Here is an 18712-nt window from a genome sequence, read left to right as displayed (position 1 = left end):
TACTGTTCGAGCAACTCCCGGAAGGTCACGCTATCGAAACGCTCGTCGAGCCGGCGTGCGAACACCCAGTCGGCCGAGTTCGCGAGGTAGATGTCATTCGACGTGCGGAGGTCGGGAATGCCTCGGAGCCCCCGATAGTTCGACCGGCAGCCCTGGCAGGACCATGAGTTCCCCCCGCCGGACAGGGCCCCTCGGCAACGCGGACAGACGAGCCGAATGCTTCCGTTCATCGAAAAATGCTCCTCCCTACCGGTCGATGCCCTCCGAACTGGCCCGCCGGGTGCGCCGGGATGGTATCTTGGTCCCTCTCATCGGGGAACCCGAAAATCGTTGTCCGATTTCGGCGAACACCCTGTAGGGTTCCTCTGTCCGGCGAAAGCCCTCGGAGTTTTGGGTAAACGACATGAGCATGTTCGACGACGAATTCGACCGCAACGCGTACGGGTCGCAGCGAAGGGCCGTCGTGCGGTTCGGCGCCATCAGCGAGGCCTGGACCCTCTTCACCCAGCGATGGGGCACCTGGGTACTCACGGTCCTCGTCGTGCTCGTCTGCTACTCGATGGTCGGGAGCATGGTCTTCGCCGTCTTCGGCGCCCCGAAGCTGAAGGGGGTCGAGGCGTTCCGGTTTCCGTTCACGCAGGGGACCCACGCCATCCCGGCCGTCTTGACCATGATCCTCGTCGGATTCCTCGTGGGCGGGATGATCCGGTTGGCCTGCCTCCAGGTCCGTGGGCTCAAATTCGACGTGGGGACGTTGTTCAGCGTGACCAACGTCGCCGGCGATTTGATAGTCGGATCGCTCCTCTACGGCCTGGCCACCTCGGTCGGCTTTTTCCTGCTCTTCTTCCCGGGGCTCGTCATCTTCGGCGTCCTCATGTTCACCATTCCCTTGATCGTCGATGGCGGGGTCCCGCCCGTGGAGGCTGTCCGGAAGAGCTGGCACGCGCTCAAGAGCCAGTGGCTCTCGGCGACGCTCTTTCACATCTCCATCTGGTTCCTCTCCGGCCTGGGGGCCTGCTTCTGCGTCGTAGGGCTCCTCGCGACGGCCCCGCTCTACAGCCTCTCCATCGCCGTGCTCTACCGCGACTTTTTCCTGCACAAGGGGGGATGGTCCGTCGAGAAGCCGCAGCCGTACACGGATTTCTGACATCGTTCGGACTCACTTGGACTGACGTCGATCCTGTGTGAGTCTCTGCACATGAGAGTGGGTTTCGCGCGATCGCCGTGTTACAACCGTGTTGACGGGCGAGGGCCGCGCCTCGCCCGGACTTCGAGGCTGTCCCAGAAAGGTTCGGCGAGTCCATGCGCAGCGCAACACCCGCGACCGCTGGTCGGTCGACGATCGCGAGAACCCTGCTTCTGATGTCCTGGGTGCTCGGGATGGCCGGGCCGGCGGCCTTGGGAGGCGGATACACGCCCGACGAGGCCGCGGCCCGGATGGTCGTGCCGCCGGGGTTCCACGTCGAGGTCGTCGCCAGCGAGCCGATGATTCGCCAACCCGTGGCCGCCACCTTCGATGAACGCGGCAGGCTCTGGGTCATCGAGTATCTTCAATATCCCAACCCCGCCGGCCTCAAGCCGGTCACGGTCGACCAGTATCTCCGCACCAAGTACGACCGCGTCCCCGAGCCCCCGCCCAAAGGCCCGAGGGGCGCCGATCGCATCAAGATCCTCGAGGACACCGACGGCGACGGCCGGGCGGACAAGGCCACGACGTTCCTCGAAGGCCTGAACCTGGCCTCCGCCGTCGCGGTCGGCGATGGTGGAGTGTACGTCGGACAGGCGCCCTACCTCCTCTTCTATCCCGACAAGGATCGCGACGATCGACCCGACGGCGACCCCGAGGTCCTCATCAGCGGCTTCGGGCTCGAGGACGCGCACGCGACCGTGAACTCGATGCAGTGGGGGCCCGATGGCTGGCTCTACGGGGCGCAGGGGAGCACCGTAACCGCCAAGATTCGCGGCCTCGAGTTCCAGCAAGGGATCTGGCGCTACCACCCGAAGACCAAGCAGTTCGAGCTCTTCGCCGAGGGGGGAGGCAACACCTGGGGCCTCGACTTCGATGCGGGAGGCAACGCCTTCGGTAGCAGCAACGGCCACTACTTCACTTTCCACATGGTGCAGGGGGGGAACTACGTCAAGGGCTTCGCGAAGCATGGCCCCCTCCATAACCCCAATTCCTTCGGCTATTTCAACGCGCTCGAGTATCGCGGCACGAAGCCCGGCGGCCACGTGACGCCCGGGGGGATCATTTATCAGGCCGACGCCTATCCGCCCGAATTCCAGGGGGCGTTCATCGGCGGCAACCTCCTGTCGAATACCGTCTACTGGCATCCGCTCGCCCCGACGGGCTCGACGTACTCGATGTCGACGGGGGGAACGCTCATCGACGCCAAGGACCCCTGGTTCCGGCCCATCGACCTGCTCGAAGGGCCGGACGGCTCCGTGAACGTCGTCGACTGGTACGACAGGCGAGCGGCCCACCTCGACCCGAGAGACACCTGGGATCGCACCAACGGCCGGATTTACCGGGTCGTCTACGGGCAAAGACGGAAGGTGGCCCCGTTCGACCTCTCCAAGAAGTCGAGCGAGGAGCTCGTGGCCTTGCGGACGAGCAAGAACGACTGGTTCGCTCGGGAGGCACGCCGGATTCTTGCCGAGCGACACGACGCGAGCGTAATCCCTCCGCTCAAAGCCCACCTGAAGGACGATCACGACGAGACACTCGGACTCCGCGACCTCTGGGCCCTTTACGTCAGCGGAGGGCTGGACGACTCGACGGCCTTGGGGCTGCTCGAGCACGAGCTCGCCGGGGTCCGCCGATGGACCGTCCGGCTGCTGGGAGACGAGCGCCGGATGTCGCCGAGTTTGCTCGCCAGCCTGATCCAGCTCGCCGAGACCGATCCGAGTCCTGCCGTCCGCAGCCAACTCGCCGCGAGCTGCCAGCGCTGGGCCTCGAAGGAGGCCCTTCCGATCCTCGCCCGGCTCATGCGGCACGACGAGGACGCGACGGACTCCCAGATCCCCCTCATGGTCTGGTGGGCCCTCGAACGCCAGTTGCGCGACGACCGCGACGGTGTCGTTCGCCTGCTCGCAAATCCCGAGACCCAGAAACGGACCCTCGTCCGTGACGTCGTCCTCGAACGGGTCGCCCGCGTCCTCGCGTCTCGCTCCACTCCGGAAGACTTCGAAGCGTGCGCCCGGCTCCTGTCCCTAGCCCCCGGCGCGAACGAAGTCGCCCCGTTGATCTCAGGCATGGAGAAAGGCTTGGAAGGGCGGAAGCTTGCCGCCGTTCCCCCCGAGCTGGAGACCCCGCTAAGAACACTTTGGAAGCAGGCGACGCCGACCCCGTCGCTGGTCCGCCTCGCCGTCCGACTCGGCAGTCTTCCCGCGTATCAGCATGCCCTATCGCGAGTCGTGGATCCTTCGACTCCCGCCACAGAGCGGATTTCGCTGGTCGAGTTGGTCGGCCAGGTGGGCAAGCCGGCCGGCCTCTCAGCCCTCCTCGGCGTCCTTGCTCGAGACCCGAGCGAGGCCGTCCGCCTCGCGGCCGTCAACGCGGTCGGAGGATTCGACCAGATCGAGGTCGCCACGTCCCTCATCGACCTGTACCCGAAGCTTCCTCCCGTCCTCCGCGATCGCGTGCTGGGCCTGCTCTGCACCCGGGCGGCCTGGGCGAAGCCCCTCCTCGAGGCTATGGCCCAGAAGAAGGTCTCTCCCAAAGACCTGCGACAGTCCCAGGCGCTACTGGTCGCCCAACTCGGAAACTCTGATCTTACTTCGCGTCTCGAGAGCGTTTGGGGTCATGTCCCCGGGCCCGGGTCTCCCGAGAAGACCCGACGGATCGCCGAGATCCGGGGGCTCTTGCCCGAAGGCGACAAGGGGAATCCCGACCGCGGCCGGCCGATCTTCAAGGAGAACTGCGCCGTCTGCCACCGCCTGTTCGAGGACGGCGAACGGATCGGTCCCGAGCTCACCGGCGCCGAGCGAAGCAACCTCGACTTCCTGATGACAAGCCTCGTCGATCCGAGCGCCCTGATTCGCAAAGAGTACGAGTCGCAGACCGTGGCCCTCGACGACGGCCGGATCCTCACCGGCTTGATCGTCGAGGAGTCCGCCAACACCCTGACCTTGCTCGACAGCAACCGCCAGAAGACCGTCGTCCCTCGCGATCAAGTCGAAGAGATGAAGCCGTCTCCCGTGTCGTTGATGCCCGAAGGGCTCATCGACAAGCTCCCCGAAAACCAGATCCGCGACCTGTTTCGCTATCTCCAAAGCCCTGGTCCTCGGTAACGTCCCTGGATTCACGCGCTATCAAATAACCGGCCCCGGCTGGCGACATGATCATGTCGCCAGCCGGGGCCGGTTTTGATGACGCCCTACCTCGATCGCTACCGAACGATCCTCTCGCGGGGTCTTCCCCCGAATTCCTTCGTGTCTCTGTGCCTTTGTGGTGAAGGCCCCACCCCATCGACCGGGAGACTCAACGCCGCTTCGGGTCGAGATTCATCTTCAACTCTTCGGGCGTGACATCGGCCTTGATGCCTTCGGGAGGCACGTCGACCTTGGCCGTCCAGAGGATGGCGTTCAGGATTAGCGAGCGGAACTGGGGGATACCCCAGTTGGTGTGGTTATGTCCGCCCGTGAATCCGAACGAGCGGCCGCCGTCCTTACGCTCGGTCGTCCAGGCGACGACCTGGTCGGTATACGTCTTCTTGTCGTGGCCGACGAGCGACTTGGCGACGAGCAGGGGGGTGACGCGGGGGTCGTCGGGGCGGAAGCGGATCTTGAAGTACCACTCGTCGTTGGCGTGGAAAGGGCGGATCCCGCTGGAGATCGGGTGGCCTTCCTTGGCGACGACTTCGGAGTCGTTGTGGGGATTATCCGAGTAGTGGGTCTCGTAATAACCACCGAGCCATTCCAGGAGCTGGTCCCCGGGATTCCCCTTCGGAAACTCGACGGCATAGTGGAGGCAGACCAGGCCGACGCCCTGATCCATGAGTCGCTTCATGACCTGGAGCCGCTCGCCCTGGATCATGGGGTGGCCGCTGCCGCCGTCCATGTAGAAGACGACCGACTTGGCACCGTCGAAGACGTGCTCATCCTTGGGCCAGCCCCCTTCGACGAAGACCGGGTCGATGCCCGGGATCGCCTTGAGCCACTTGACGAGGAGCTTGGTCCCCGCGTTGAACTCGTGTTCGCCCGGCCCGTGGCTCGCCTTGCCCGCGATCAGGACGATCTTGGCATCCGCCGCCTGCGCGGTGGCCGAGGCGCCGAGCCAGGTAAAGAGGCTGAGGATAGAAAGCAAGAGCATCCGCGTCTTCATGGGCGAGTGTCCTCGATGTGAGCTCAATTGGGCAAGTTTGGATTCGTAGTGTCGATCAACGAACGCGGCCCATGGAAGCCGGCCGATTCCCCAATCGGGAGCTCGTTCGGGACCAAGGGCCATGGGGGCGAGTTCGCGGCACAGCATTTCGGGCGAATCGCGTTCGGGAATGGCTCCCCGAACGATCTGAAACAAGCCCGAAGCGCCGGCGAGTGAATCCCGTTGCAGAAAACTGAAAAAAATACACTCGCCGGCGCTACGGGCTTGTATCGGTGTCACACCGCTCGGTCGTACGGACGTTCCCCCGGTGGGTGGGGCACTCTTGCCCCGCGGCTTTCGCCTCGACGTTCGCAGCAAGAGCGGGGCAGGAGTGCCCCACCCACCGGGGGGATCATCCGCATCCGAATGGGGCCCTGGATTCGGCGCCAACTTTGAGCGTTGACGCCGCTCCAGGCTCGGTTCAGATCAACTGGGTCTGGCCGGGGACGGCCACCGGGGGCGTGGGCAGCGGGCCGAAGGCGAGCGTCTCGGGCAAGAGGTTCTGCTTCGAGTTCAGGGCCTCTTCCCAGGTCACGGCCTTGCCCGTGTAGGCGGACATCCGCCCCATGATCGCCGTCAGGGTGCTCTCGGCGACCGTGCGGAGCTCGTTCAGCGGCGTCCCGGCGCGGATGCTCGCGATCAGGTCGATGTGCTCCTGCACGTACGGGTTGACTTCCTTGTTCCTGAACCGCGACTTCTCCTTGCCGATGAAGCGGTATCCGTTGCTCTCCCAACGTCCGGTCGAGCCAACGACGGTCTCGGAGACGTTGTTCTCGCACCCTTCGATCTGCCGGGCATAGCTCGAGATGTGGACCCCGTTCGCGTACTCATAGTCGACCGCGAAGTGGTCGAAGATGTGTCCATAAGCGGGGCTGGTCCGGACTTGCCTGCCCCCCATGCCGACGGCGCGGACGGGGTGGGCGTTGAGCGCCCAGTTCATGACGTCCAGGTTGTGGACGTGCTGCTCGCAAATATGGTCGCCGGAGAGCCAGGCGAAGTAGAGCCAGTTGCGGATCTGCCACTCCATGTCGCTCCAGGCCGACTCCCTGGGCTTCATCCAGAGGGCGCCCTGGTTCCAGTAGCAGCGCCCGCCGGTGATCTCGCCGATGGCCCCGTCATGGATCCGCTTCATGCACTCGACGTAGCCGGCCTGGTGCCGGCGCTGGGTGCCGGCGACGACGGCCAGGCCCTTCGACTTGGCGACCTCGGCCGCCTCGAGGACCTTGCGGATCCCCGGTCCGTCCACGCCGACCGGCTTCTCGGTGAAGACGTGCTTGCCCGCCTTGATCGCCGCCTCGATCATCATCGGGCGGAATCCGGGAGGGGTGGCGAGCATCACGAGGTCGACGCCGGAATCGATCACCTTCTGGTAGGCGTCAAAGCCGACGAAGCAATTGTCGTCATTGACGGCAAGCTTGTCGCCGACCTTCTCGCTCCCCTTGAGCGTGCTCTTGCAGTTCTGAAGGTGGTCGGAGAAGAGGTCGCCGAGGGCGGTAATCTTGATGTTCTTGTCGCCGGCCGCCGCCTCGCAGAGGTTCTCGGCGGCGCCGGTCCCTCGCCCGCCGCACCCGACCAGGCCGACCTTGATCAGGTCAGAACCCGCGGCGTGCGCCGTCGACAGGAGACCGAACTGGGTGGCGACCGCGCCCCCGACGACTGCGGTCGAGGACTTGAGGAAGTTGCGGCGATTGGCCCCGGTGGGATCGGTCATCGGATCACACTCCTACGAGAGTCTGTCGGTACGGGTACGGCCTTGGGCACGACGGAGGGGAGGGGGGAGTCCCGGGGCAAGGCCCCGGGCAGGTATCGCTGTCGAGAAGATCACCCGCCCTGGAGCGGCGATCCCCCGCTCGATTACTTGGTCCCTTTCTTCTTCACGACCAGCGACTTGAGACCGCGGAGATTCTCCTGCTCGTCGACGGCACGGACGACCCGGAAGCCGACGAACGTGGCGTCGGTGTGCCACCAGATGCTCTGGGGACGCTGCGGGTCGCGGACGCTCCACTCGGGGTTCGACGAGTTCCTCGCCGCGCTGCGGAGCTTCTCCGCGTCGTCGTCCCACGAGCCTCCTCGGGCTACGTACGGATATTCCTTGGCGTCGGGCAGGACGACCGGGCCTCGCGCCGGGGTCGTCTTCGCCAACGTACTGTAAATGTCCCCGACGTAGTGGTCCAGACACCACTCCGCCACGTTGCCGTGCATGTCGTAGAGGCCCCAGGGGTTCGGCTTCTTCTGCCCGACCTTCTGGGGACGCTCGGCGGAATCGACGTTCCAGGCGTACTCGCCGAGCTGTTCGACGTCATCTCCGAACGAGTACGCCGTCTTCGTCCCGGCGCGGCAGGCATACTCCCACTCGGCTTCGGTCGGCAGCCTATAGACATGACCCGTCTTCACGGAGAGCCAGCGGGTGTATTCCATCGCGGCGTGGTGCGTGATGCAGATGACCGGCTGCCCTTTGCGGCCGAGGCCGAAGGTCTCGTCGGCGTAGGGTCGAGTCGGCCTCGTCAGGGCGTCGGCCGCCTTCTCGCTCTCGGGCTGCTTGGCGAGGTCGACCTTCTCGCGCTCCTTGCGCTTCAGGTCCATCGCGAACGCGAACTCGTCGAACTCGTCCCAGGTCACTTCATACTTGCCCATCCAGAAAGGGGCGATCTCGACTTCGAGCTGCGGCCCCTCGTCCTCTCCGCGCTTCTCCTCGCCCGAGGGGCTGCCCATTTGGAACTTGCCGCCGGGGATGGGGAGCATCTCGAACTTCAAGGTCGTGCCGGGGATCGCCTCCGAGTAAGGCTTGGACGCGTCGGTCTGGGCCAACGCGGTGGACGAGCCCATCAATCCCGAGAGGGCGAAGGCCCCGGCGGCGAGCCAATGACGAAGGCAGAACGGAAGCCGTTGCACGTGAGGTAGTCTCCACGAAAGAATGGGCCAAGGAGGGCGATGGGCGTCCTCGGGTCCGAACGCGGCCTGGAGCAAGGTTCTCGATGGCGATCCAACGACGGGGCCGGCTCTCGCGGCCCTTCTTCGCGTGCTTGGCGATCACCGGGTTGGGGGCCGGGCCGGGGCCCGAGCTGTCGCGCTTCGAATTCGCCGAGACCCACATGGGTAGCCAGTTTAAGATCGTTTTATACACGGAAAACGCGCAAACCGCCAGCCTCGCGTCCCGCGACGCCTACGCCCGCATCGCCGCCCTCGACGCCACCCTAAGCGACTACCAGCCCGACAGCGAGCTGATGCGACTCTGCGGCAAGGCCGGTGGCCCTCCCGTTCCCGTCAGCGCCGACCTCTTCGACATCCTCGCCCGTTCCCGCTCCATGTACGAGAAATCCGCCGGTGCTTTCGACGTCACCGTCGCCCCGGTCGTCCGCCTCTGGCGCCGGGCCCGTCGCGAGCGCAAGATGCCCGACCCCGACCTCCTCGCCCGGGCCCGCGCCCTCGTCGGCTCCGATCGGATGATCCTCGACCCCGACAAGCGCACCGTCCAACTCCTGACCGCCGGGATGAAGCTCGACGTCGGCGGCATCGCCAAGGGCTACGCCTCCGACGCCGCCATTCAAACCTTGAAGCGCCACGGCATAACCCGCGCCCTCGTCGCGGGCGACGGCGACATCGTCGTCAGCGACCCGCCCCCCGGCCGCGACGGCTGGACCATCGGCGTCGCTCCCGTCGAGTCGTCCTCTGCCCCCCCTCGCCGCTACTTCTCGCTCAAGAACGCCGCCGTCTCCACCTCCGGCGACGCCGAGAAGTTCGTCGAGATCGACGGCAAGCGCTACTCCCACATCGTCGACCCCAAGACGGGCCTCGGCGTTATCGACCGCGCCAGCGTCACCGTCATCGCCCCCGACGGCGGCACCGCCGACAGCCTCGACACCGCCATCTACATGCTCGGCCCCGACCGCGGCCTCCCCCTCGTCGAATCCACCCCCGGCGCCTTCGCCCTGATCGTCCGCCTAACCCCTCAAGGCGAAAAGGTCTACGAATCCCGAAACCTCAAGACTTTGCCTGCCGCTACCCCACCCCGATGACCTCTGTCTACCTTGTCCTCTTCACACGAACGTTACGCCCGACTCTTGACTCGGGGCCTCCCCCAGGGTATAAAAAGTCTCCTCAAGCCGAAGTGGCGGAATTGGCAGACGCGCTAGGTTCAGGTCCTAGTGGGCTAACCATGCCCGTGGAGGTTCAAGTCCTCTCTTCGGCACATTGAAGCATAGAGGGGTTGCGTCGACTTGACGTAACCCCTTTTTGCTGCGCAGTGTGTTTGTCGCTCGGGTGGCCTACCTCTGCACGCGTCGGAAGTCGACAGCGGCGCAGCGGTTGACCGAACATGATGGTGCGGACGACTCACGACACTTGTCGATTTTTGGTAAATTTGCATTTCTTCAGTTGCGACCAGGCCTCGATCTCAGCCCTCGTGCACGGAGATGTTTCCGATGGACGTCGTACTCAAAGGCGGACCGCTCGATGCTCAGACGGTGACCATCGCCGTCGCCAGAACGACCTACAGCACCCGCATCGACGACCGCCTCGTCGTCTACATCCAATCCAACGAGCGGACCGAACGCGGCCAGCAAGTTTTCCTCCACCGCCCTGCACAGGCGGCCACCAACAATGGTAACCCCTAACTAGACTACCGACGGGGCGGGTGAAAAAGGGGACGTGACGGAATGGCATGAAGATAGCACACAGGTTCTTCGCTGGCAATGATTTGCGGAGTTACCGTCGAGGCTTCTTCATAAAGCGATACCGCTCGGCCCTTGGTTTTTCACCCGCGGCTCGATCCGACTACGCCGCGAGGCATCGACGAGCAAACACCGACAGGTCCCCGCCCTCGATCCCGATCAACCAACTCATCGCATCGACCAGCCGGATCGGGTCGGGTTCCATTCGCAGGAGATGAGCCGACTTACCCATCGACGAATGCACCAGGTTGCACGCCAACGAGATGATCCCCGGAAACTTTAGCACGGCCTCCAGGGTCTCGTGTCGCTGATAGCGTGAGTATGATGACAGATAAAGTTTGAATGTTGATTTGGGCATGCCGTCTCCGGCGGTGGAGCTCGGCCGAGTACGATGCCGCGTCCAGCAGGCTCGTCACCAGCGTGATCTCTCGCATGCGGTAACGCAACCCACGCAGCTTGATCTCCTCAGGCATTGCCCCATCTTTCTCCGCCGTTATCCACGAAGGCTTACCTCTCGACTTGAACCAGACGACGACCTGGTCCGAGTCCCCTTGCGCAGTATCCAACACGAGCGGGCAGCCTCGGAATCTCCTTCGCCCCCCCGGTCCCCGGCTTGCCAGGGGTGAAGTCGACGATCTGTCGCTGATGGATTCGAAACACACCATGCAACTTGCGGCCGAACAGTAAGGCCATGTGAGCATAGGAGCAGAACCTGCGACCCCCCTCTCGATGCCGCCGGGTTCCAGCACCCCCGAAATCTCCGAGGCCCTCGACTTGTCGTGGGTTCGCAACGGCGACGAGATCGAGCGGAGCAGCATCCCGATCGTGAGATCGTTGTGGGAAGCTCTCGCAAATCTGTTTAAAATACCCCCAACCACGGCAAAGAACTGTTTGAGAGCCGGCTACGGCCGAGCTTTTCAAATCGACCTACCGTTTACCTCTCGCCGATAGCGCCCGCTTGAGGACACCTCGTGAAAGGGGTCCGACTTTGCGATTCGGAATCTCCGTCCTCGCACTCCTGTTCGCTGGAGTGATCCTCGGTTCAGCGGATGCGAACGAACCTTCGCGTGCTGAAGCCGCATTTTTTGAGAGCGAAGTTAGACCCGTGCTGGTCGAGCGGTGTTGGTCGTGCCACGGCGATAGCAAGGCCCCCAAGGGAGGGCTTCGACTGACGTCTCGCGTCGAGTTACTTCAGGGTGGGGACAGCGGCGAGGCCGTGGTCGTCGGCGATCCCGATAAGAGTCCGCTGATCCAGGCCGTTCGGTATCTGGGCGAGCCCAAGATGCCTCCCAAGGAGAAACTGAAGGACCGTGAGATCGAGATCCTGACCAAATGGGTCAAGTCGGGGCTTCCGTGGCCTGAGGCGAAGGTCGCACCCGTGGCGGAGAAGCGAGATCGTCGTTTAACCGACGATCCAGGGCGATTCTGGTCATTCCAGCCGATCCAGGCCGTTGCGGCTCCCGAGATACGAAACACGACTTGGCCCCGATCGGACATTGACCGCTTTATCCTCGCTCGACTTGAGGAGAAAGGTTTCGGACCTGCTCCCTCGGCCGATAGACGGAGCTTGATCCGACGGGCGACTTTCGACCTGATCGGCCTACCTCCTTCTCCCGAGGAGGTCGAGGCGTTCATCGCCGACGACTCGCCCGACGCATTCGCGAAGGTTGTGGATCGTCTGCTGGCCTCGCCGCTCTATGGGGAACGCTGGGGTCGTCACTGGCTGGATATCGTTCGCTACGCCGATGCACGTGACCTGATCCAGTTGCCCGCCGAGAGCGATTTTCGCGAAGCCTGGCGTTATCGAGACTGGGTCGTTTCCGCGTTCAATCGCGACCTTTCTTACCCCGAATTCATCCGCGATCAGGTCGCCGGTGACCTTGTGCCGCCAACAGATCGCAACGGGATCAATGCGGCCGGACTGGTCGCTACGGGGATGCTCGCGATTGCCGACTTCGTGCCTGGTGACGTTGACAAGGATCAGATGATTGCGGATTACGTCAACGATCAAATCGACGTCGTCGGCCGGACCTTCCTCGGGCTCAGCCTTGCCTGTGCTCGCTGCCACGACCATAAGTTTGACCCGATCTCGACCGAGGATTATTATGCCCTGGCGGGCATCTTCTTCAGCACTCGGCTCGTCCCCGGCCCTGTCGCGGGCAATACGCCACTCGTTCGAGTGCCGTTGCTCCCGGAGAATGAAGTCGCCAGGATCAAGGCACAAGACGCGGCGGATCTGAAGCGAAGGGCGGAGCTTGAGAATACACTCCCCGACGCCGGGGCGCGTGAATTCCTCGCCTATCTGAAAGGCTCGCTCCTCAAGCAGACGGCGAGTTATCTGGTCGTCGCGTGTGAACATCGGGCGCAGGCATCTGAACCCAAGGTCGAAGTGAGCGAGCGTGCCAAGCAGCAAGGTCTTGACGCCAAGATGCTCGCGGGCTGGGTCGAATATCTGGGCCGAGTAAAATCTCAGACTGGGATCCCGCGTCATGCCACGCTGAAAGCCGCGGCCGCTGGCAAACTCTCCGGGGCTGAGCTCGAACGATCCGCCTCGGAGTTGCAGGCGGCCATCATCTCGCATTCGAAAGCGCTCACAACGGCAAACTCTTCATTGAGCACATCGCTCCTGATCCACCTTCGAGCGGACGACCCCTATCTTGTCACCGATACCCAGGGACATGTCACGCTCTGGCCCAACCATTCGACTCTGCTAGCGGACGCCAAGGTTGTCGGCCGAGAGCTTGGGCCGTCGAAGGTCGAGGTTGCGATCCATGGGAATACCAAGACGGTGCTTCGGTTTGACGGTCGATCGATGATGGAATCGCCGAGACGGGCACCTCCGGTTGGCAGCCTGTTCGCGGTCTTTCGGGGCGCAAAGAGCGGCAGCGCGACTCAACGGCTCGTCGGCTGGGAGGATTCCGATGTCGGTAAACATGGGCTCGGTCTGATGCCGAATCCCGCCGGCCCATTGCACGCGGTCTTGCGGAATCAAGGGACATCGGGAGATCTTGTCGACCCGAATCGGGCCGAGGATTTTGAACTTGTCTGCGTGACCTGGGGCCCGGGCGGGACCGCTCTCTACCGCAACGGAGCAACCTTGGCCCAAAAAGGGATCGAGTCGATTTCTTCCGAAGAGAAGATCACCGCCCTGCACATCGGCGGACCGGGTTCCGGGACCAGTCCGATGTTTCAGGGCGAGGTCGCCGAGATTCGTATTTACGATCGTCCTCTCGAAGAATCCGACCGTAGGCAGGTCGAGGCCGAATTGCGCGGATCCTGGTTCAATCCTTCCGATCCGAGCCGTCCATCTCGCGAAGTTCTGGCCGATCTTAATGAAGAGCTGCTGTCGCCTCGCGGCCCGTTCTGGGTCTCCGCGGAGCAGCAGGCGACGATGCTTCCGGCCGCTAGTCAGGCCAAGCTTGCCGCGATGAGCCGCGAGCTTGCGGAGCTCAAGAAGAAGGCACCACGCGAGATTCCCATGGCGGTTGTCGTCCAGGACGGCGGTCCTGCGGGGACTCGTCACGAAGGCTTCAAGGACGCCCAGGTTTTTCTTCGCGGCAATCCCAAGCGTCCTGGCAAGACGGTGCCTCGTGGCTTCCCTCGAATCTTGACCGGCGAGCATCGCGAGCCGATTACCGATGGGAGCGGCCGTCGCCAACTCGCCGATTGGCTGGGGAGAGCCGATCACCCGCTGACGGCGCGTGTCATGGTGAACCGGATCTGGCAGCACCACTTCGGCGAGGGGCTGGCCCGCACTCCCAACGATTTCGGAAACCGCGGCGAACGACCGACGCACCCGGCGTTACTCGATTTTCTCGCGGGACGATTCGTGGCGTCGGGCTGGTCGATCAAGGCCATGCATCGGCTCATTATGCTGTCATCAACCTATCAGCAATCGGTTCATGCGGTTGCTGGGTTGGTTGCGGCCGACCCCGAAAACCGGCTGGTCGGCCGGATGAACCGTCGTCGACTGGATGCGGAAGCCATACGCGACAGCCTTCTGGTCGCCGCCGGTCGGCTTGACACGGCGCCGGGGGGACCTGCCTTCGTCGATTTGAACGTTCCGAGACGGACGCTTTACCTTTCGTCTGCACGGACCGGAGGCAGCACTTCCGACTTCGGACGCCTCTTCGACCGCGCCGACCCCGGGTCGATCGTCGACCGTCGAGGTCAGTCGACCGTGGCCCCTCAGGCCCTCTTCTTCATGAACGACCCGTTCGTGGTCGATCTCGCTCGCACAGTGGCCAAGCGTGTGGCACGAGAGGAAGGGGACGGTGACGACAAGGCCCGGATCCATCGACTCTACAGGCTGGTTTTGAGTCGGCCTCCGACGCAAGCCGAGGTCGAGTTGGGCCTGGGTCTGCTGATGCCGGGCGCGGAATTCGACCCCTGGGAGCGATATTGCCTAATCCTATTGGGAAGCAACGAGTTCCTCTATCTTGATTGAGTTGAACAATGGATGACATCCACTTCCCGAGTCGCCGCCAGTTGCTCCGACAGGCGGGCGCCGGCTTCGGGTCGCTTGCACTGGCGGCGATGTTGGCCGAAGAGGTTCGGGCGACCTCGGCTGGAAATCCACTGACGCCTCGCGAGCCTCATTTCCGGGCGCGGGCCAAGCGCGTGATCTTCCTGTTTATGCCCGGCGGCCCTTCTCAAGTCGATACCTTTGATCCCAAGCCGCGTCTCCAGCAAGAACATGGCAAGCCCTCACCCAAGCTCTACCAGGGGCAGACCCGAAACCTGCTCGCCTCCCCCTGGAAGTTTCGAAAGCGAGGGGAGTCCGGCCTCGAAGTCAGTGAACTCTTTCCACATGTAGGGAACTGTATCGATCAGCTTTGCGTTATCCGCTCCATGGTGGCCGACGACCCCAATCATCCGGGGGGCTGCCTCCTGATGAACACCGGGGAACGCGTCGCGACGCGTCCCAGTCTCGGCTCCTGGATTTCCTACGGCCTGGGGACCGAGAATCAGAATTTGCCGGCCTTCCTCGCGATCGGACCGGGACCACTCATCGAAGGGAGTCGGCAGTATGGTGCCGCCTTCTTGCCGGCATCGTACCAGGGGACGTTCGTCTCCGACCTGGAACGCCCGATCCGCAACCTGAAGAACGCCAACGTCGGTCTCGATCGGCAGCGACGGGAACTCGACGCCTTGAAACAGCTCAACACGATGCATCTCGACCAGCGAGCCGAGGACAGCCGACTCTCCGCTCGGATCGAGTCGTTCGACCTGGCCTATCGCATGCAGATACAAGCTCCTGAGGCTTTCGACATTGGTCGCGAGTCGGAGGTGACCAAGCGACGTTATGGCCTCGACCGTGAGGAGACGCGAGACTTCGGCCGTCAATGCCTGCTGGCTCGGCGACTGTCCGAGCGAGGTGTGCGATTCGTCCAGCTGTACCACACGACCGGTGGCTTCCAACCTTGGGATCAGCACAGCAACCTGAAGGATGGCCATGCCAAGAATGCCCTGGCCACCGATCAACCGATCGCCGCGCTGCTTCAGGACTTGCAATCGCGGGGGCTCCTCGACGAAACGCTGGTCATCTGGGGTGGTGAATTCGGCCGGACTCCGGCGGCTGAGGGTAAGGATGGGCGGGACCACCATCCCTACGGCTTCACGATGTGGCTCGCTGGGGGCGGTGTACGCGGGGGCATGGCGCACGGCAGCACCGACGAGTTTGGATGGGACGCGGTCGAGGATCGAGTCCACGTCCATGACCTCCACGCCACGATTCTCCACCTCCTCGGGCTTGACCACGAAAAACTGACCTATCGCTCCACGGGGCGAGACTATCGATTGACCGACGTTTACGGCGATGTGGTGAAGAAAATTATCGCTTGAGCACCAGTTGAGCCATCTACGGAATAAGTCAAGGACCGATCGAGTTGCAAACGGAGCGTGTGTCCAACCACCAACCCACCTGATCCCTTCCGACGCCGGATCGCCATGTCGATCGCTGGATTCGCGGCGGGTTTACTGGCAATCGAACCCTCGGGATACGAGGTGTTGGCCTGATATCGTTCGTAGTGGCGTTACGCGACCAAGCTGAACCAGACGGGACGGCCTCACTGCCGGAGTCAGACCGCAACAGCTTCGTGCTCCGGCAGGTATTGCTGGACCACCACGCGAGCACGCTCCACGTATTCCTGCTTTTGGCCGACGGGAGCGACGTATTGGACGACGCTCTCCGCCATGTCCCAACCTGCGAGGCGAGCGATCACCCACGCCGCGAGGTAGTGAGAGCCGAGGCAGCCTCCGGCCGTTGCGACGTTCCCGTGGGCGACAAACGGCTGATCGAGGACCTGGATCCCGGCCTCTTCAACCCACGGCTTGGTCGTCGAATCCGTGCATGCCGGGACGTTTCCAAGGAGTCCGAGCTTCGCGAGCACGAGCGCCCCGGAGCATTGGGCGCCGATGGTCTGGCGCGAAGGGTCGAGCCTGAGCTCTTCCATGAGGCGTGGGTCTCTTACCAGGTCTCGTGTGAATCTCCCACTGCCGACGATGACCGCCTCGGCTTCCCGTGCGAAGCTCAGGGGAGCCTGAGACTGGACGACAACGCCGTTCATCGACGCGACCCGATCGGTGGGGCACACAATCAGAGCTCGCAATTGCGGCGTCTTGACACGATTGAGCATGGCCGAGGCGACGAACGAATCGATCTCGTTGAAACCTTCGAAGGTAAGGACAGCGATGCGCATTCGGCCTCCAAGGTCTGAGGACGCGATACAACGGTTGTTGCCGAGTTGCTATTGCTGACGGCAATTACGGTCGCCGGCCGCCGAAGAAGGCAAGCTCGAAAGCCTTAATGACCGAACATCGAGCTACGATCCGTCACGGATAGGTTGAATGGATTTTGAGCCACGGATGTAGCACGGATAAACCATAGGAACAGGGAATTCGTCCATGGATGGTGCGGATGGTCAAACATCGGAGATTTGTTAAAGTTGTTGAATTAATCAATTGTATCGATCTGCGTTATCTGCTGATCATCCGTTTCTCGTCCTTTCCGTGTTCCATCCGTGGCTAAGAGCGTTTCGTCTTCCATACCCTGGCGGATTCTAGCCCGATGTAGGGTCTTTGAATTCATCTGGCTTTGGGATCCTGCCGCCGTGAAGTCGTCGTCGGTGGCTTGGACTGAGATTCGAGCGCCAGCCGCCGGACGGCATCGAGGATGACTTCCTCGACGCGAGGCTCGAAAAAGCCGACCATGGGGCTCAGGTTTCGGCTCCAGGCCCAGAGGGTCACGCCGATCGCCTCGTGGCCGCCCTCCTTGACGACTCGCGCGGTCGGGAGGTAGCCGAAACAATCGTTGCTGTAGCCGGCGATCCAGAGCTTGTCTGGGCCGATTGCTCTGCGCAAGAGGGTCGCGTACTCGGCGACCGGCTCGCCCGGCAGGGCCGTCAGTGTCAGGTCGTTGCCGAATTGCCAGACCGCGACGGGAGCCTTGTAACGCGTCGGCAACGCTCCGCCCGCGTCCAGAACTTCGAGCATGTGCCGGGCTTGCCACGCCTGGAAATTCGGGCGATCCAGGTAGCCTTTGATCTCCTCTCGGGAGAGTTGCTGCAGCGGCAGGTCCACCTGCGCGTAGCCGATCTGGAGCGGACCGACGACGGGGGCGAGTGGCCCATCGAGCACCCGGCAGACCTCGACGCCGAGTGTGTTGCCGTGCTTCCGCGCCTCTTCGATCGTGCCCCGAGGTTCCGGGTTGGCGTCGCCGCCGCAACCGGCCAGGAACAGGGCCGTCGCGCCGGGGTGTCGGGCCTCGACGACCGCGCGGGCGTAGCCGGGATAGTCGGCGCTCAGGGCGTTCTGGCCGCCGGCGGCTACCGCGTGGCAGGAGCACCCGAAGACCACGGCGAAGGTCTTCCCTTCCGGCGAGTCGATCCGCAGGACGGGAACCGCGTCGTCGACTGGAGCATCGGGGTTGGGAGCCATGATGACCCCTTGCGGTTTCGGGAGCCGACGGTTGGTGGGCACCTTGGTGCGGCCAGCCGCCCAGGAAAGTTTCGCCGGCTTTAAGGCCGCGAGTGCCTGCCCAACCAGGTCGACCAACTGATCCTGAAGCCGACGGGTGTAGTCGATCGTCGCCTCGGCCTGCTCGGACGTCATGCCCGGGTGGGCGACGTTGATCGTGCGGTTCGGATCCAGGCTAACGACCGGCCCGGTGTGGGTGTGCGAGGCGTTGAAGATCAACCGTTCGCGGCCCAGGCCGGTCCGCTCGGTGATCCGGCGCGTCACGGCATCGGTGACGACCGCCGCCTGAAACCCGACCAGGTCGGCGGCGACGATCACGGCACGGCGGCCTTGTGCGTCCTCCAGAGCCAGCGCGCGGGCCGAAAGGTCGTCGGAAACCCCTTCGTACGGCCCCTTGCGGCTGGTGTATCCGAGGAGGATCAGGGGCCTCTCGGGCGTTATCGTGACCGAGGCCGACCCGGCCCGCCAGGACGAGGACGCTGCGCCGCCGTCGAAACCTCGAGTCGCCGGAACACCGAGGATCCCCAACAAAATCCCGACCACCACCGCTCGGCAGAATCTTCTCATCTTCGACTCCATGTCTTTCAGGGACCATCAGCATACCGGCTCTTGCCGCCGAGTGCACCCTCGTCGACGATCCCGAATGCTGGAGGGGGATCACCCCACACGCCGAACTTGCTTTCAATTCGGACTCAAGAAA

12 protein-coding genes and 1 tRNA gene are annotated in these 18712 nt (G+C 63.5%); 7 read left to right on the top strand and 6 right to left on the bottom strand.

The features are described from left to right. Positions 1-409 precede the first annotated feature (409 nt). Together ACYOEI_RS15110 and ACYOEI_RS15105 are read left to right on the top strand one after the other, a co-directional pair. Positions 410-1147 carry a hypothetical protein gene (locus ACYOEI_RS15110; protein ID WP_462850342.1) on the top strand — a complete coding sequence of 246 codons (738 nt, stop codon included), beginning with the start codon at positions 410-412 and terminating at the stop codon, positions 1145-1147. A gap of 155 nt (positions 1148-1302) precedes the next feature. After that, complete coding sequence (locus tag ACYOEI_RS15105; RefSeq protein WP_462850341.1) at positions 1303-4293, top strand: PVC-type heme-binding CxxCH protein; 2991 nt, start codon at positions 1303-1305, stop codon at positions 4291-4293. 190 nt (positions 4294-4483) lie between these two features. On the opposite strand, the gene ACYOEI_RS15100 is transcribed toward ACYOEI_RS15105, so the two are convergent. From ACYOEI_RS15100 to ACYOEI_RS15090, 3 genes are all read right to left on the bottom strand, one after another. Beyond that, a complete protein-coding gene (locus ACYOEI_RS15100) occupies positions 4484-5326 on the bottom strand; it encodes a ThuA domain-containing protein (RefSeq protein ID WP_462850340.1) in 843 nt (280 codons plus the stop codon). Between the two features lie 460 nt (positions 5327-5786). Then, positions 5787-7076, bottom strand: coding sequence for a Gfo/Idh/MocA family protein (locus ACYOEI_RS15095; RefSeq protein ID WP_462850339.1), 1290 nt, complete (start codon positions 7074-7076; stop codon positions 5787-5789). Between the two features lie 143 nt (positions 7077-7219). Further along, positions 7220-8257 (bottom strand): formylglycine-generating enzyme family protein, encoded by a 1038-nt coding sequence (locus tag ACYOEI_RS15090; RefSeq protein WP_462850338.1) that lies wholly within the window; start codon positions 8255-8257, stop codon positions 7220-7222. 83 nt (positions 8258-8340) lie between these two features. Between ACYOEI_RS15090 and ACYOEI_RS15085 the strand changes: the two genes are divergently transcribed. The 3 genes from ACYOEI_RS15085 to ACYOEI_RS15075 all read left to right on the top strand — a co-directional run bounded on the left by ACYOEI_RS15085 (position 8341) and on the right by ACYOEI_RS15075 (position 9978). Further along, entirely contained in the window at positions 8341-9381 is a 1041-nt protein-coding gene (locus tag ACYOEI_RS15085; protein WP_462850337.1) for an FAD:protein FMN transferase, read from the top strand. Between the two features lie 86 nt (positions 9382-9467). Further along, positions 9468-9554 (top strand) — tRNA-Leu (locus tag ACYOEI_RS15080). Positions 9555-9786: 232 nt separating this feature from the next. After that, positions 9787-9978 (top strand): hypothetical protein, encoded by a 192-nt coding sequence (locus ACYOEI_RS15075; RefSeq protein ID WP_462850336.1) that lies wholly within the window; start codon positions 9787-9789, stop codon positions 9976-9978. A 160-nt stretch (positions 9979-10138) separates the two neighbouring features. Here ACYOEI_RS15075 and ACYOEI_RS15070 read toward each other — a convergent pair whose 3' ends face one another. Further along, positions 10139-10393, bottom strand: a complete 255-nt coding sequence (locus ACYOEI_RS15070; protein WP_462850335.1) for a hypothetical protein — start codon at positions 10391-10393, stop codon at positions 10139-10141. 747 nt (positions 10394-11140) lie between these two features. Here ACYOEI_RS15070 and ACYOEI_RS15065 point away from each other — a divergent pair. Continuing rightward, positions 11141-14482: a DUF1553 domain-containing protein gene (locus ACYOEI_RS15065; protein WP_462850334.1), complete on the top strand. Its 3342-nt coding sequence runs from the start codon at positions 11141-11143 to the stop codon at positions 14480-14482. Between the two features lie 8 nt (positions 14483-14490). Then, a complete protein-coding gene (locus ACYOEI_RS15060; RefSeq protein WP_462850333.1) occupies positions 14491-15879 on the top strand; it encodes a DUF1501 domain-containing protein in 1389 nt (462 codons plus the stop codon). A gap of 236 nt (positions 15880-16115) precedes the next feature. On the opposite strand, the gene ACYOEI_RS15055 is transcribed toward ACYOEI_RS15060, so the two are convergent. Further along, positions 16116-16736, bottom strand: coding sequence for a DJ-1/PfpI family protein (locus ACYOEI_RS15055; protein ID WP_462850332.1), 621 nt, complete (start codon positions 16734-16736; stop codon positions 16116-16118). Positions 16737-17121: 385 nt separating this feature from the next. Further along, positions 17122-18579 carry a neutral/alkaline non-lysosomal ceramidase N-terminal domain-containing protein gene (locus ACYOEI_RS15050; RefSeq protein WP_462850331.1) on the bottom strand — a complete coding sequence of 486 codons (1458 nt, stop codon included), beginning with the start codon at positions 18577-18579 and terminating at the stop codon, positions 17122-17124. Positions 18580-18712 lie beyond the last annotated feature (133 nt).

It is taken from the genome of Singulisphaera rosea (assembly GCF_054877945.1).
This window is presented reverse-complemented; position numbering and strand designations above follow the sequence as displayed.

Excerpts from the sequence above, each read along its gene's own strand:
- ACYOEI_RS15050 (WP_462850331.1), bottom strand. The coding sequence starts at position 18,579 with ATGAGAAGATTCTGCCGAGCGGTGGTGGTCGGGATTTTGTTGGGGATC.
- ACYOEI_RS15075 (WP_462850336.1), top strand. The coding sequence starts at position 9,787 with ATGGACGTCGTACTCAAAGGCGGACCGCTCGATGCTCAGACGGTGACC.
- ACYOEI_RS15100 (WP_462850340.1), bottom strand. The coding sequence starts at position 5,326 with ATGAAGACGCGGATGCTCTTGCTTTCTATCCTCAGCCTCTTTACCTGG.
- ACYOEI_RS15060 (WP_462850333.1), top strand. The coding sequence starts at position 14,491 with ATGGATGACATCCACTTCCCGAGTCGCCGCCAGTTGCTCCGACAGGCG.
- ACYOEI_RS15070 (WP_462850335.1), bottom strand. The coding sequence starts at position 10,393 with ATGCCCAAATCAACATTCAAACTTTATCTGTCATCATACTCACGCTAT.
- ACYOEI_RS15095 (WP_462850339.1), bottom strand. The coding sequence starts at position 7,076 with ATGACCGATCCCACCGGGGCCAATCGCCGCAACTTCCTCAAGTCCTCG.
- ACYOEI_RS15055 (WP_462850332.1), bottom strand. The coding sequence starts at position 16,736 with ATGCGCATCGCTGTCCTTACCTTCGAAGGTTTCAACGAGATCGATTCG.
- ACYOEI_RS15085 (WP_462850337.1), top strand. The coding sequence starts at position 8,341 with ATGGCGATCCAACGACGGGGCCGGCTCTCGCGGCCCTTCTTCGCGTGC.
- ACYOEI_RS15110 (WP_462850342.1), top strand. The coding sequence starts at position 410 with ATGTTCGACGACGAATTCGACCGCAACGCGTACGGGTCGCAGCGAAGG.
- ACYOEI_RS15105 (WP_462850341.1), top strand. The coding sequence starts at position 1,303 with ATGCGCAGCGCAACACCCGCGACCGCTGGTCGGTCGACGATCGCGAGA.